The following is a 13,240-nucleotide window of genomic DNA, read 5'->3' on the forward strand; positions in this document are numbered from 1 at the left end:
CGGAGACCCGTTCGAAGGGATGATCCCCATGACCTCCCACACCCGCATCGCCCTCGCCGCCTCGGCCGGTGCCTGCGCTCTGGCCCTCGGCGTTTCCGCGCCCGCCCTGGCCGGCCAGCAGGACAAGGCCATGGTGTCCGTCTTCCACGGCATTCCCGGCATGACCGTGGACGTGTACGCCAACGGCGACGAACTGATCGGCGACTTCAAGCCCGGCACGGTGACGGACTCCCAGTCCCTCGACGCCGGAACCTACGACATACAGATCTTCGAAGCGGGCAAGGACCCCGGCGGCACTCCGGCCCTCGAGAAGAAGATCGAGGTGCCCGAGGGCGCGAACGCCACGGTCGCCGCCCACCTCTCGGCCGACGGCACACCGCAGTTGACGGCCTTCACCAACGACGTCTCCCAGGTCGACGCCGGCCAGGCCCGCCTGACGGTCCGCCATGTCGCGGCGGCACCCGCCGTCGACGTCCGGGCCGGAGGACAGCCGGTCTTCAGCAACCTGACCAACCCGAAGGAGGACACCGCCGAGGTCGACGCCGGCACCCTCAACACCGATGTGGTGCTGGCCGGCACGGACACCGTGGCCTTCGGCCCGGCCGACCTGAAGCTCGCCGAAGGCACCGGCAACGTCGTCTACGCCTGGGGCAGCGCCGAGGACAAGAACCTGGCCCTGGCGACCCAGACGTTCAGCGGCATGGCGTCCTCGCCCCGCGGCGTCCCCGCGGGCGGCACCGGCGCCGCCGTCGCCCCGAACTCCTCCGACCTGGGGCCGGCCTGGGTCGCGGCGGCCGGAGCGGTCGCGGTGACGGGCGGCGTGCTGGTGGCCCGCCGGGCCGCCGGCCGGCGTGGCTGAGGGCACGCGACGGCTGACGGGACCGATCGTGGCGGCTGCCGCTCTGGCAGCCGTCCTCGGTTTTCCGGACCGGCCGTCGCAACCGGCCGCGCCTCCCCCCGACCTCGCGGCCGGGCCCTCCGGCCCTACGGCCGCCGCGGCGGCGCAGGCGACGCCGCGCACGGCGCAGGGCCCGCCGCCCCGGCGCGTCCTGCTGCCGGACGTGGGCCTCGACGCCCGGGTCGGTCCGGTCGGCGTGACGGACCGGGGGGACATGGCGGTCCCCGACGAGCCGTCCAAGGCCGGGTGGTACCGCCACGGCCCGGCGCCGGGCAGCGCCCGGGGTTCGGCGGTGCTCGTCGGACATGTCGACAGCGACACCGGCGCCATCGGTGAATTCGCCGCGCTTTACGACGTGCGGCGCGGAGACCGCGTCGAGGTGCGACGGGCAGGGGCGGAACCGGTGCGTTACCGCGTCGTCTCACGCGTCACCGTGCCGAAGGAAGACCTGCCCCCCTCGGTGTTCCGCCGCTCCGGCGCCCCCGTCCTCACGCTCATCACCTGCGCGCCCCCGTTCGTCCCCGAGCGGGGCGGCTACCTGTCCAACCTCGTCGTCACGGCGGAGCCCGTGGAGTCCGGGAGGGCGCAGTGGCCCACGTAGAGCCCGCGCACCTGGTGGAACTGGCGCTGCGCAACGCCGCCCCGACCGACGCCGACGCCGAGGCCCTGCGTCACGTCGAACTGTGCGACCGCTGCCGCGACGACCTCCGCATGATGACCCGCGTGGTCACGGCGGCCCGCACGGCACAGCTGGTGGACCTGCCGACGGCACCCCCGGAACGCGTCTGGCAGCGGATCACGCGGGACCTCTCCCGCGAGACGGACCACCCCCGACCGCCCCCACGCATCCCGGACCGAGAAAGGCGAGCACTGCTCCTCGCCCTGCTCGCTCTCGCCGCGGCCACCGGCATCGCCGCCACCCGCCGCCTCCGGCATGAGCACTCGAAGCTCGCGAAGGCGCGTACGTCCACGGGGCGCCGCGGACGGCCTCCCCCGGAGTCGCCCGCGAACGCGAACCATCCGTAGCGCGGTTCCGTCGCGCTCAGCTTGGCGAGGCCGATCCGCAGCACGGCCGCCCTCACCCGCTACACGTTGAAGCGGAACTCCACCACATCCCCGTCCTGCATGACGTACTCCTTGCCCTCCATGCGGGCCTTCCCCTTCGCGCGGGCCTCCGCGACCGAGCCCGTCTCCACCAGGTCGTCGAAGGAGATGACCTCCGCCTTGATGAAGCCCTTCTGGAAGTCCGTGTGGATGACACCGGCGGCCTCGGGAGCGGTGGCGCCCTTCTTGATGGTCCAGGCGCGGGATTCCTTGGGGCCGGCGGTCAGGTACGTCTGGAGCCCGAGCGTGCGGAAGCCGACGTGGGCCAGGGTCGCCAGGCCCGGCTCCTCCTGGCCGACGGACTGGAGGAGCTCCAGCGCCTCGTCCTCGTCGAGCTCGGCGAGGTCCGCCTCCAGCTTGGCGTTGAGGAAGATCGCCTCGGCGGGGGCGACCAGGGCCCGCTGCTCGTTCTTGAAGTCCTCGTCGGTCAGCTCGTCCTCGTCGACGTTGAAGACGTAGAGGAACGGCTTGGTGGTGAGCAGGTGCAGGTCGTGCAGGAGCTCCGCGCGCTCGCTGCCCTGGACGAGGCCGTGCGCGAAGAGCGTGTCGCCCTTCTCCAGGATCTCCTTGGCCTCCTCGACGGCCTTGACCTTCGGCGCGATGTCCTTCTTGATGCGCGACTCCTTCTGGAGGCGCGGCAGGACCTTCTCGATGGTCTGGAGGTCCGCGAGGATCAGCTCGGTGTTGATCGTCTCGATGTCGTCCTTCGGCGAGACCTTGCCGTCGACGTGCACGACGTTCTCGTCCTTGAAGGCGCGGATGACCTGGCAGATCGCGTCCGACTCGCGGATGTTCGCGAGGAACTTGTTGCCCAGGCCCTCGCCCTCGGAGGCGCCGCGGACGATGCCCGCGATGTCGACGAAGTCGACGGTGGCCGGAAGGACCCGCTGGGAGGAGAAGATCTCCGCCAGTTTCGTCAGCCGGGGGTCGGGCACGCCGACCACGCCGACGTTCGGCTCGATCGTGGCGAACGGGTAGTTGGCCGCCAGCACGTCGTTCTTGGTCAGGGCGTTGAACAGGGTCGACTTGCCGACATTCGGCAGACCGACGATTCCGATCGTGAGCGACACGTTGCGACTTCCCGTGAGTGGAGGGCCAGAGGGCCAGGGGACCGGCCGATCCACCAGTCTACGGCGTGTCCGGAACCGTCCCGGCGACGTATCGAACGCTTGGCCAAGCCGCGGCCGACGGCGTGTCTGACGGGCCATTCGGCATATAGAACGACCTAAGTTGGTGCGGTGGAGCAACACAGGACGCGATCTCCCCGGTACGGGCCGCGACGGGACCGGCCCGGGCCGCCCCGGCAACCCCTACCGTCCCAGGCGGGACGGGGAGCGGGGGGCGAGCCCGTGCGCGCGGCCGCGCCGCCCGGACCGCGGCGCCGCCCGGCTCCGGTACGACGGCCCGCGCCCGCACCGGCACCCGCCGCCGGACGGCTGCCGAACCCCCGGCTGACCGGCCTGGGCAGCGGGCTGTTCTGCGCGGTGGTGATGTTCCTGCTCGGCGCGCTCTGCGCCGCGCTGTTCGGGGCGTCCTTGACGGCGTACGGCGTGTTGTTCCTGCCGGTGTGCGTGCTGACCGCCCTCTGGGTGCGCCGGGGGGACCTGATGACCGCGCCCGTCGTGGTGCCGATCGCGTTCGCCGTGGGGCTGCTGCCGGTGGCCGACGGCGAGGGAGGGGCCGGCGGCAGGCTGATGGGCCTGGTCACGGCGCTCGCCACGCAGGCCGGCTGGCTCTACGGAGGGACGCTGGCCGCCGGGCTGATCGTGATCGTCCGGCGGATCCGGCTGGTACACCGGCGGCGGACGGCCGGGGCCCGGCCGCCGGTGTGACAGGTCTCCCTGCGGAGCGGCCCTAGGGGGTGTCCGCAAAGTCGCGTCGTTCGCCCGGAGGGCGGGCCCCGCGGCGTTCGGTGCGTGCTCTCGGCGTGCCGGGCGGGCACCCGCGTACTGGTTGTACTTGGGTGTTCGCCCGGTGCGGCGAAAGTGCGTGCCGGGCGTCGCGGGGCAGGCGGGACTTTGCGGACACCCCCTAGCGTCCGGCCGCCCGCATGGCCGCGCCCACGATCCCCGCGTTGTTCTGCAACTGCGCCGGGACGATCTCCGCCTTGATGCCCTCGATGTGGGGCAGGAACTTGTGGGACTTGCGGCTGACGCCGCCGCCGATGATGAACAGCTCCGGCGAGAACAGCATCTCGACATGGGCGAGGTACTTGCGCACGCGGTGCGCCGCCCAGTGCTCCCACGTCATGTCGTGGTCCTCGCGGGCCTTGCTGGAGGCCCGCTTCTCCGCGTCGTGCCCGTCGAGCTCCAGGTGGCCCAGCTCGGTGTTGGGGACGAGGACGCCGTCGACGAAGAGCGCGCTGCCGATGCCGGTGCCGAGAGTCAGCAGGATCACCGTGCCCCGGCGGCCCTGGCCCGCGCCGAAGTGCATCTCGGCGACGCCCGCCGCGTCCGCGTCGTTGACCACCGTCACCGGCAGTCCGCCCAGGCGCTCGCCGAGCATCGCCCGGGCGTCGGTGTCGATCCAGCTGTCGTCGACGTTCGCCGCCGTGCGGATCGTGGCTCCGTCGGTGACCACGCCCGGGAACGTGACCCCGACCGGGCCCGTCCAGCCGAAGTGGTCGACGACCTGCTTGACGCCGTCGGCCACCGCGTCGGGCGTGGCCGGGTGGGGGGTGAGGACCTTGTGGCGCTCCTGCGCCAGGTCGCCCTTGTCCAGGTCCACCGGGGCACCCTTGATCCCGGATCCGCCGATGTCCACTCCGAAGATCTGCATGGCCCTACGTTACGACGAACGACTGATAGTCACAGGCCGGACAGCGGTGCTGCCCGGCCTGTCCCCGATCACTCCCCGGAATGTTCACCGGACCCGGCGCCGCCGCGCTCGGCGGCCAGGGCCGCGGCCTCCTCGCGCAGGTCGCGGCGCAGCTCCTTCGGCAGGGAGAAGGTGATGGACTCCTCGGCCGCCTTGACGATCTCGACGTCCTCGAAGCCGCGCTGGGACAGCCACTCCAGGACCTGCTCGACCAGGACCTCCGGGACGGAGGCGCCCGAGGTGACGCCGACCGTGGTCACGCCCTCCAGCCAGGCCTCGTCGATCTCGTCGGCGAAGTCCACGAGGTAGGCCTCGCGGGCGCCCGCGATCTTGGCGACCTCGACGAGCCGCTTGGAGTTGGAGGAGTTGCGCGAGCCGACCACGATGACCAGGTCCGACTCGGCGCCCATCTGCTTCACGGCCAGCTGGCGGTTCTGCGTGGCGTAGCAGATGTCGTCGCTGGGCGGGGAGATGAGCTGCGGGAACTTGTCCTTCAGGGCGTCGACGGTCTCCATGGTCTCGTCGACGGACAGCGTGGTCTGGGAGAGCCAGACGACCTTGGACGGGTCGCGGACCTCGACCTTCGCCACATCGCCCGGGCCGTCGACGAGCTGGATGTGGTCGGGGGCCTCGCCGGAGGTGCCGATGACCTCCTCGTGGCCCTCGTGGCCGATCAGGAGGATGTCGTAGTCCTCGTTCGCGAAGCGGACGGCTTCCTTGTGGACCTTGGTGACCAGCGGGCACGTGGCGTCGATGGTGGCGAGGCGGCCGCGCTCGGCCTCCTGGTGGACGACGGGGGCGACCCCGTGCGCCGAGAACATCACGATGTTGCCCGGGGGGACCTCCTCCGTCCGCTCGACGAAGATCGCGCCCTTCTTCTCCAGGGTCTGTACGACGTACTTGTTGTGGACGATCTCGTGGCGGACGTACACCGGAGCGCCGTACTGCTCCAGGGCTTTCTCGACGGCGATCACGGCGCGGTCCACACCCGCGCAGTAGCCACGGGGGGCGGCGAGCAGGACACGGCGGCCAGGCGAAGCAGACATGCGTCCCATCGTAAGGCCGCGTTCGGGGGGTCGAAGATCGCGTGCGTGTGGAGTACCCGGGAAGACTGACATGCCCGACGCCAGTGGGGTCGCCGGACAGCGGGCCCGTGTCGTCCCTGCCGTGATCCGGCCTGTGGGATGTCGCGTCGGCCACCGGGTGGGCCGTGTTGTCGGCGGTGGCCACTACTCTCGCGGGCATGGCTGTGAACACGACTCCGGAAGCCCCGTTGCCCGTCGGTGAGGTGTCGCGGCTCATCGGGGGCTGGATCGACCGGCTCGGGGCGGTGTGGGTCGAGGGGCAGATCACGCAGTTGTCGCGGCGGCCGGGCGCGGGTGTGGTGTTCCTGACGCTGCGGGACCCGTCGTACGACATCTCCGTCAGCGTCACCTGCTACCGGCAGGTGTTCGACGCCGTCGCGGACGTGGTGAGCGAGGGCGCCCGGGTCGTCGTCCTCGCGAAGCCCGAGTGGTACGCCCCGCGGGGGCAGCTGTCGCTGCGGGCCGCCGAGATACGGCCCGTCGGCGTCGGTGAACTGCTCGCGCGCCTGGAGCAGCTGAAGAAGGCCCTCGCGCGGGAGGGGCTGTTCGCGCCGGAGCGCAAGAAGCCGCTGCCCTTCCTGCCGCAGCTGGTCGGGCTGGTCTGCGGACGGGCCTCGGCCGCCGAGCGGGACGTCCTGGAGAACGCCCGGCACCGCTGGCCCGCCGTCCGCTTCGAGGTGCGCAACGTCGCCGTGCAGGGCGTGCACGCCGTGCCCCAGGTCGTGCAGGCCGTGAAGGAGCTCGACGCGATCGACGACGTGGACGTGATCATCGTCGCCCGGGGCGGCGGCAGCGTGGAGGATTTGCTGCCGTTCTCCGACGAGCAGCTGATCCGGACGGTCGCGCAGTGCCGTACTCCCGTGGTGTCCGCCATCGGGCACGAGCCGGACAACCCGCTGCTGGACCACGTCGCCGACCTGCGCGCCTCCACCCCGACCGACGCCGCGAAGAAGGTCGTACCGGACGTCGGCGAGGAGTACGAGCGGGTGCGGCAGCTGCGGGACCGGGCGCGGCGGTGCGTGGCGGCGCTGGTGGAGCGGGAGGAGCGCGGGCTGGCCCACGCGCTCGCGCGGCCGTCGATAGAGGACCCGCACCGGATGATCGACGAGCGCGCCGACCAGGTGGCGGACCTGCTCGACCGGGGCCGGCGCTGTCTGCGGCACCAGCTCGACCGGGCCGACTCGGAGCTGACGCACACGCACGCGCGCGTGGTGGCCCTCTCCCCCGCCGCGACCCTGAAGCGCGGGTACGCCGTGCTGCAGAGGGCGGACGGGCACGCCGTCCGTGACCCGGGCGAGGTGACGGCCGGAGAGGCCCTGCGCGCGCGGGTCTCCGAGGGTGAGTTCTCCGTACGAGTGGACACATAGGGTGGGTGGATGACCAGCGAGGTTGATGAGACACCGGGCATGAGCGAGGCGCTCGGGTACGAGCAGGCGCGGGACGAGCTGATCGAGGTCGTCCGGCGCCTGGAGGCGGGCGGTACGACGCTGGAGGAGTCCCTGGCGCTCTGGGAGCGCGGCGAGGAGCTGGCCAAGGTGTGCCGGCGCTGGCTGGACGGGGCCCGGGCGCGGCTGGACGCGGCGCTGGCGGAAGAGGCCGCGGAGGACGAGGACGCGGAGTGACCGGGACCGTTCGGTTCGGGGTGACATACGACACTCTCACATTAGTTGAACGTTGAACTTCATTCGCGTACGGTCGAAGACGTCAGCCGATCTTCCGGACCAGACGCGAGAAAGTGCATCCATGTCCCTCGTTCTTGACCCCGCCGCCCAGGACCTCCTGTTCCGTGAAGCCCGTACCGCCAACGCCTTCACCGACGAGCCGGTGACCGACGAGCAGGTGCAGGCGATCTACGACCTGGTCAAGTACGGTCCGACCGCGTTCAACCAGACCCCGCTGCGCATCACCCTGGTCCGCTCCCCGGAGGCCCGCGAGCGCCTGGTCGCGCAGATGGCCGAGGGCAACCGGGCCAAGACGGCGAGCGCCCCGCTGGTGGCGATCCTCTCCGCGGACAACGAGTTCCACGAGGAGCTGCCGCACCTGTTCCCGGCTTTCCCGCAGGCCAAGGACGCCTTCTTCGCCGAGCGCCCCGTGCGGGAGAGCGCCGCCGCGATGAACGCCGCCCTTCAGGCCGCGTACTTCATCGTCGGCGTCCGCGCCGCCGGTCTCGCCGCCGGCCCGATGACCGGCTTCGACTTCGAGGGTGTCCGCAAGGAGTTCCTGGACGACGACCACACCCCGCTGATGGTCGTCAACATCGGCCGCCCCGGCCCGGACGCCTGGCACCCGCGCTCCCCGCGCCTGGAGTTCGACCAGGTCGTCACGACCGTCTGACCGACGGACCGACGGACATGAGCAAGGCCCCCGGCGTCCGCCGGGGGCCTTGCTCATGCGCGCTCACTTCGTTTCCAGCGCCTGCGCCATCTTCGTCAGCTGCGCGAACGACGCGGTGCCCGTGACGACCGTCGTCGAGCCCTTGGTGCCCTCGAGGACCAGCGCGTCGTACCGGCCGCCCTCGTAGCGGGTCCAGGTCTCGCCGTCGATCTTCTCGGTCCTGCCGGTGTCCTGAGCGCCCTGCGTCGCCTCGTCGAGGAAGACCGGGCGCCGCTGAGTGGACTGCTCGACCGCCACGTACTCCCCCTCGGGATCGTGGAAGCCGAGGTGCCAGGCGTCGAACTCGTCCCCCTGGAAGCGGACGGAGGTGGCCTTCCACGAGTCGGGCAGGCCCTGGGGCGCGGCCACGGGGTACGAGGCGGCGCGGCGTGCCGTGAGCAGCTCGACCCGGTAGTCGACGGCCTTGACGTCGGGCGCGCTGTCGTCGTGCGGGATGAAGAGGTAGATGAAGCCCGCCACCAGGACGATGACTCCCATGGAGAGGATCATGTCCCGAGCCGTCTTCTGCTTGCCGTTCGTGCCTGCCACGCCCCTATCGTCGCAGGTCCCTGCCGCGCTCATCCGTGGGGGCCCCTGCTCATTTTGCGGGCGCGGCGATAGAGTCGGGCGACAAAGCCCTCATCCGGCCGTCGTCGTACAGAAAGGTGCGCTCCGATGACCGAGCATCATCATTTGCCGTCCGAACTCGATGTGCCCTCCGAGGCCCCCGACCGCAACCTCGCCCTGGAACTGGTCCGGGTCACCGAGGCCGCGGCGATGGCCGCAGGCCGTTGGGTCGGGCGGGGCGACAAGAACGGCGCCGACGGTGCCGCGGTGCGCGCGATGCGCACCCTCGTCTCCACCGTCTCGATGAACGGCGTCGTCGTCATCGGCGAGGGCGAGAAGGACGAAGCCCCGATGCTGTTCAACGGGGAGCGCGTGGGCGACGGCACCGGGCCCGAGTGCGACATCGCCGTGGACCCGATCGACGGCACCACGCTGACCGCGAAAGGCATGACCAACGCGATCGCTGTGCTGGCCGCCGCCGAGCGCGGGTCCATGTTCGACCCGTCCGCCGTGTTCTACATGGACAAGCTCGTCACCGGGCCCGAGGCGGCCGACTTCGTCGACATCAACGCCCCGGTGTCGGTGAACATCCGCCGGGTCGCCAAGGCGAAGCGGTCCGCGCCGGAGGACGTCACGGTGGTGATCCTGGACCGGCCGCGGCACGAGGGCATCATCAAGGAGATCCGGGAGACCGGGGCGCGCATCAGGCTGATCTCCGACGGCGATGTGGCCGGCTCGATCCTGGCGCTGCGCGAGGGCACGGGCGTCGACCTGCTGCTCGGCATCGGCGGTACGCCGGAGGGGATCATCTCGGCCTGCGCGGTGAAGTGCCTCGGCGGCACGATCCAGGGCAAGTTGTGGCCCAAGGACGACGAGGAGCGGCAGCGGGCGATCGACGCGGGGCATGACCTCGACCGGGTGCTGACGACCGAGGACCTCGTCACCGGCGAGAACGTGTTCTTCGTGGCCACCGGCATCACCGACGGGGAGCTGCTGCGGGGGGTTCGCTACCGGGCGGAGACCGCCACGACCGACTCGATCGTGATGCGGTCGCGGTCGGGCACGGTTCGCCGGATCGACTCCGAGCACCGGCTGAGCAAGCTGCGTGCCTACAGCGCGATCGACTTCGACAAGGGCAAGTAGCCCGAAGCGAAGCAGGCCGGCACGAGGAGAATCGGGCCGGCACGACGAAAGGGCGTCCCCGGTGCGGTGGGGACGCCCTTGTCGTGTCGCTCGGCCGTCAGCCGGCTGCCGCTATCTGGTTCGCCGGTCGGACCGCCTTCTTCAGTTCCATGTCGCGGCGGCGGCGCCGGGCCAGGACCACGCGGCGTTCCGCGGCGGTGAGGCCGCCCCAGACGCCGTAGGGCTCGGGCTGGAGCAGGGCGTGTTCGCGGCATTCGACCATCACCGGGCAGCGGGCGCAGACCCGCTTCGCCGCTTCCTCCCGGGAGAGCCTTGCGGCGGTGGGCTCCTTGGAGGGGGCGAAGAACAGGCCGGCCTCGTCACGCCGGCACACCGCCTCGGTGTGCCACGGGGCGTCTTGGTCCCGGTCTCGCGCTGGCACCCGCGGGGCCGGAACGGCAGCTACCTGCGCGGACGAATGCGGCGGTTGCAGCACGGTCTACTCCTGACGACGGCTTCGCGAGCGAGAGACGATGCAGCAAGGCCTACCCGCTGTGCGCGCGCCTATGCACTGAGTTCCGAACCGCCGGTTACGGGGGATTCGCGACTGTCAATGACCCAGGTGCTTGCGCAAACTCTTGTCGACCTTGCGCTGCACCCGGTCCAGGATGTCCGCGACGATCTTGCCGCGCCGGGGCCGCGCCTCGACGCTGCCCAGGACGGCCCAGCCGTCGACGTAGACGATGGGGGCCTCCGGGTCGCCCGAGTCGAGGGTGGCCACCTCGAAGCTGCCGAGGACGCCGCCGCCCATGCCGCGCAACGACACGTTCTCCGGGACCCGGATGTCGACGCTGCCGAAGATCGCGTACGACTTGACGACGACCTGCTGGTGGTCGAAGAGGGCCTCGCTGAGGTCTATCTCGACACTGCCGAAGATCGCGTACGCATGGATACGGCGGCCCGCGCGCCAGCGGCCCTTGCGCACGGCGCCGCTGAAGACCGCGACCACGTTGTCGTCCGGGTCGATCGGGATGGCTCCGGCCGTGGGGCGCCGGGGGGCCGGGGCGTGGGCGGGGCCCTGGCGGTGGGCCGCGGGCAGGTCCCGGATGAAGACCTCCAGCTCGCCGACCGTCTTGGCACGCAGCACCCCCTCGACGCGCTCGGCGTGCTCGTCCGCGGTGAGGCGGCCCTCGGCCAGGGCGTCGTGCAGGATGTCGACGATGCGGTCGCGCTCGGCGTCGGAGGCGCGGAGCTCGGAGGCGGCGGGCGCGGTCTGCTTCTGAAGGTCCACGGCAGCAGCGTACCGAAACACGATAGATCGCGACAGCCCCCGGCGGGATGAGCCGTGCGCGACGAACTGAGCCTTACCTCACAAGCTCGCTGTCAGCGGCAGGTTCTACGCTGGTTGGCGCCCGCCGATGGAGGCGGGCCGCCGTCTGCCGAGTGAGGAATGGGCTGAGATGCCTGAGTTCGCGTACACCGATCTGCTCCCCCAGGGAGAGGACACCACCCCCTACCGGCTGGTGACGACCGAGGGTGTCTCCACGGTCGAGGGGCCGGACGGGCGGACCTTCCTCCAGGTGGAGCCGGAGGCGCTGCGCAAGCTCGCCGAGGAGGCCATCCACGACATCCAGCACTACCTGCGCCCGGCCCACCTCGCGCAGCTGCGCCGCATCATCGACGACCCCGAGGCGTCGGGCAACGACAAGTTCGTGGCGCTGGACCTGCTGAAGAACGCGAACATCGCGGCGGCCGGTGTGCTGCCGATGTGCCAGGACACGGGCACGGCGATCGTGATGGGCAAGCGCGGCCAGAACGTGCTGACGGCCGGCCGCGACGAGGAGGCGCTGAGCCGCGGCATCTACGACGCGTACCAGAACCTGAACCTGCGCTACTCGCAGATGGCTCCGCTCACCATGTGGGAGGAGAAGAACACCGGCTCCAACCTCCCCGCGCAGATCGAGCTGTACGCGGCCGACGGCGGCGCCTACAAGTTCCTGTTCATGGCGAAGGGCGGCGGGTCGGCCAACAAGTCGTTCCTGTACCAGGAGACGAAGGCCGTCCTGAACGAGTCCTCCATGATGAAGTTCCTGGAGGAGAAGATCCGTTCGCTGGGCACGGCGGCCTGCCCGCCGTACCACCTGGCGATCGTGGTCGGCGGTACGTCCGCCGAGTACGCGCTGAAGACCGCCAAGTACGCCTCGGCGCACTACCTGGACGAGATCCCGGCCGAGGGCTCCGGGCTCGGGCACGGCTTCCGGGACAAGGAGCTGGAGCAGAAGGTCTTCGAGCTGACGCAGAAGATCGGCATCGGCGCGCAGTTCGGCGGCAAGTACTTCTGCCACGACGTACGTGTGGTGCGCCTGCCGCGGCACGGCGCGTCCTGCCCGGTCGCCATCGCCGTGTCCTGCTCCGCCGACCGCCAGGCCGTCGCGAAGATCACGGCCGAGGGCGTCTTCCTGGAGCAGCTGGAGACGGACCCGGCGCGGTTCCTGCCGGACACGACGGACGAGCACCTCGCCGAGTCGTCCGACGTCGTCAGGATCGACCTGAACCAGCCGATGGACGAGATCCTCGCCGAGCTCACCAAGTACCCGGTGAAGACCCGCCTGTCCCTGACCGGCCCGCTGGTCGTGGCCCGCGACATCGCGCACGCCAAGATCAAGGAGCGGCTGGACGCGGGCGAGGAGATGCCGCAGTACCTCAAGGACCACCCGGTGTACTACGCCGGTCCGGCCAAGACGCCCGAGGGCTACGCTTCGGGCTCCTTCGGCCCGACCACGGCCGGCCGGATGGACTCCTACGTCGAGCAGTTCCAGGCGGCGGGCGGCTCCAAGGTGATGCTGGCCAAGGGCAACCGCAGCAAGCAGGTCACCGACGCGTGCAACGCGCACGGCGGCTTCTACCTCGGCTCGATCGGCGGCCCGGCCGCCCGTCTCGCCCAGGACTGCATCAAGAAGGTCGAGGTCGTCGAGTACGAGGAGCTCGGCATGGAGGCCGTCTGGAAGATCGAGGTCGAGGACTTCCCGGCGTTCATCGTGGTCGACGACAAGGGCAACGACTTCTTCCAGGACCCCGCTCCGCAGCCGACGTTCACGTCGATCCCGGTCCGGGGACCGGGCCTGGCGTAGCCCCTCGCGGCGGCGGGGCCGGATCCCGCCCCCGCCGCCCCTGCCCGTCCCCTCCCCAGGGGCTGCCGCCCCTTCGCCCCCGCGCAGGGGGCTCGGCCCCTGGGTCCCCGTCGGTGGGCCAGGGGGCTCGACCGCTGAACCCC

15 protein-coding genes are annotated in these 13,240 nt (G+C 71.1%); 9 read left to right on the forward strand and 6 right to left on the reverse strand.

The features are described from left to right. Positions 1–28 precede the first annotated feature (28 nt). Genes ACIRDU_RS15565 through ACIRDU_RS15575 form a run of 3 tightly spaced genes read left to right on the forward strand, consistent with a single transcriptional unit; the run spans position 29 to position 1,924 of the window. Positions 29–859: a DUF4397 domain-containing protein gene (locus ACIRDU_RS15565; protein ID WP_403579221.1), complete on the forward strand. Its 831-nt coding sequence runs from the start codon at positions 29–31 to the stop codon at positions 857–859. Between the two features lie 28 nt (positions 860–887). Then, complete coding sequence (locus ACIRDU_RS15570) at positions 888–1,499, forward strand: class F sortase (RefSeq protein WP_403579224.1); 612 nt, start codon at positions 888–890, stop codon at positions 1,497–1,499. Continuing rightward, positions 1,487–1,924: a hypothetical protein gene (locus ACIRDU_RS15575; RefSeq protein ID WP_403579227.1), complete on the forward strand. Its 438-nt coding sequence runs from the start codon at positions 1,487–1,489 to the stop codon at positions 1,922–1,924. The genes ACIRDU_RS15570 and ACIRDU_RS15575 overlap by 13 nt, the downstream gene beginning before the upstream one ends. A gap of 59 nt (positions 1,925–1,983) precedes the next feature. Here ACIRDU_RS15575 and ychF read toward each other — a convergent pair whose 3' ends face one another. Next, positions 1,984–3,072, reverse strand: coding sequence for a redox-regulated ATPase YchF (gene ychF / locus ACIRDU_RS15580; RefSeq protein ID WP_403579230.1), 1,089 nt, complete (start codon positions 3,070–3,072; stop codon positions 1,984–1,986). Between the two features lie 168 nt (positions 3,073–3,240). On the opposite strand from ychF, the gene ACIRDU_RS15585 reads away from it, so the two are divergent. Further along, positions 3,241–3,834 (forward strand): DUF6542 domain-containing protein, encoded by a 594-nt coding sequence (locus tag ACIRDU_RS15585; RefSeq protein ID WP_403579233.1) that lies wholly within the window; start codon positions 3,241–3,243, stop codon positions 3,832–3,834. A gap of 199 nt (positions 3,835–4,033) precedes the next feature. Here ACIRDU_RS15585 and ppgK read toward each other — a convergent pair whose 3' ends face one another. Then, complete coding sequence (gene ppgK / locus ACIRDU_RS15590) at positions 4,034–4,780, reverse strand: polyphosphate--glucose phosphotransferase (RefSeq protein ID WP_403579236.1); 747 nt, start codon at positions 4,778–4,780, stop codon at positions 4,034–4,036. 68 nt (positions 4,781–4,848) lie between these two features. Further along, a complete protein-coding gene (locus tag ACIRDU_RS15595) occupies positions 4,849–5,874 on the reverse strand; it encodes a 4-hydroxy-3-methylbut-2-enyl diphosphate reductase (RefSeq protein ID WP_403579239.1) in 1,026 nt (341 codons plus the stop codon). A 188-nt stretch (positions 5,875–6,062) separates the two neighbouring features. On the opposite strand from ACIRDU_RS15595, the gene xseA reads away from it, so the two are divergent. From xseA to ACIRDU_RS15610, 3 genes are all read left to right on the forward strand, one after another. Continuing rightward, a complete protein-coding gene (gene xseA / locus ACIRDU_RS15600; protein ID WP_403579241.1) occupies positions 6,063–7,271 on the forward strand; it encodes an exodeoxyribonuclease VII large subunit in 1,209 nt (402 codons plus the stop codon). A 9-nt stretch (positions 7,272–7,280) separates the two neighbouring features. Further along, a complete protein-coding gene (locus ACIRDU_RS15605) occupies positions 7,281–7,526 on the forward strand; it encodes an exodeoxyribonuclease VII small subunit (RefSeq protein WP_403579244.1) in 246 nt (81 codons plus the stop codon). Between the two features lie 121 nt (positions 7,527–7,647). Next, entirely contained in the window at positions 7,648–8,238 is a 591-nt protein-coding gene (locus tag ACIRDU_RS15610) for a malonic semialdehyde reductase (protein ID WP_403579247.1), read from the forward strand. A gap of 63 nt (positions 8,239–8,301) precedes the next feature. Here the strand turns inward: ACIRDU_RS15610 and ACIRDU_RS15615 are convergent, their stop codons facing one another. Beyond that, entirely contained in the window at positions 8,302–8,826 is a 525-nt protein-coding gene (locus tag ACIRDU_RS15615) for a DUF4245 domain-containing protein (RefSeq protein WP_403579250.1), read from the reverse strand. 126 nt (positions 8,827–8,952) lie between these two features. Between ACIRDU_RS15615 and glpX the strand changes: the two genes are divergently transcribed. Continuing rightward, positions 8,953–9,987, forward strand: coding sequence for a class II fructose-bisphosphatase (gene glpX / locus ACIRDU_RS15620; protein ID WP_365094512.1), 1,035 nt, complete (start codon positions 8,953–8,955; stop codon positions 9,985–9,987). A gap of 97 nt (positions 9,988–10,084) precedes the next feature. Here glpX and ACIRDU_RS15625 read toward each other — a convergent pair whose 3' ends face one another. Both ACIRDU_RS15625 and ACIRDU_RS15630 read right to left on the reverse strand, forming a co-directional pair. Beyond that, the gene (locus ACIRDU_RS15625; protein WP_403579253.1) at positions 10,085–10,462 is read right to left on the reverse strand and encodes a WhiB family transcriptional regulator; all 378 of its coding nucleotides are present in this window, start codon (positions 10,460–10,462) and stop codon (positions 10,085–10,087) included. A 114-nt stretch (positions 10,463–10,576) separates the two neighbouring features. Then, on the reverse strand, positions 10,577–11,257 hold the full coding sequence (locus tag ACIRDU_RS15630; protein ID WP_403579255.1) for a DUF1707 domain-containing protein: 681 nt from the start codon (positions 11,255–11,257) through the stop codon (positions 10,577–10,579). A 169-nt stretch (positions 11,258–11,426) separates the two neighbouring features. Between ACIRDU_RS15630 and ACIRDU_RS15635 the strand changes: the two genes are divergently transcribed. Beyond that, a complete protein-coding gene (locus ACIRDU_RS15635; protein WP_403579258.1) occupies positions 11,427–13,097 on the forward strand; it encodes a fumarate hydratase in 1,671 nt (556 codons plus the stop codon). The last annotated feature ends 143 nt before the right edge of the window (positions 13,098–13,240 follow it).

Source organism: Streptomyces sp. NPDC093598 (assembly GCF_044764825.1).
GTDB lineage: Bacteria > Actinomycetota > Actinomycetes > Streptomycetales > Streptomycetaceae > Streptomyces.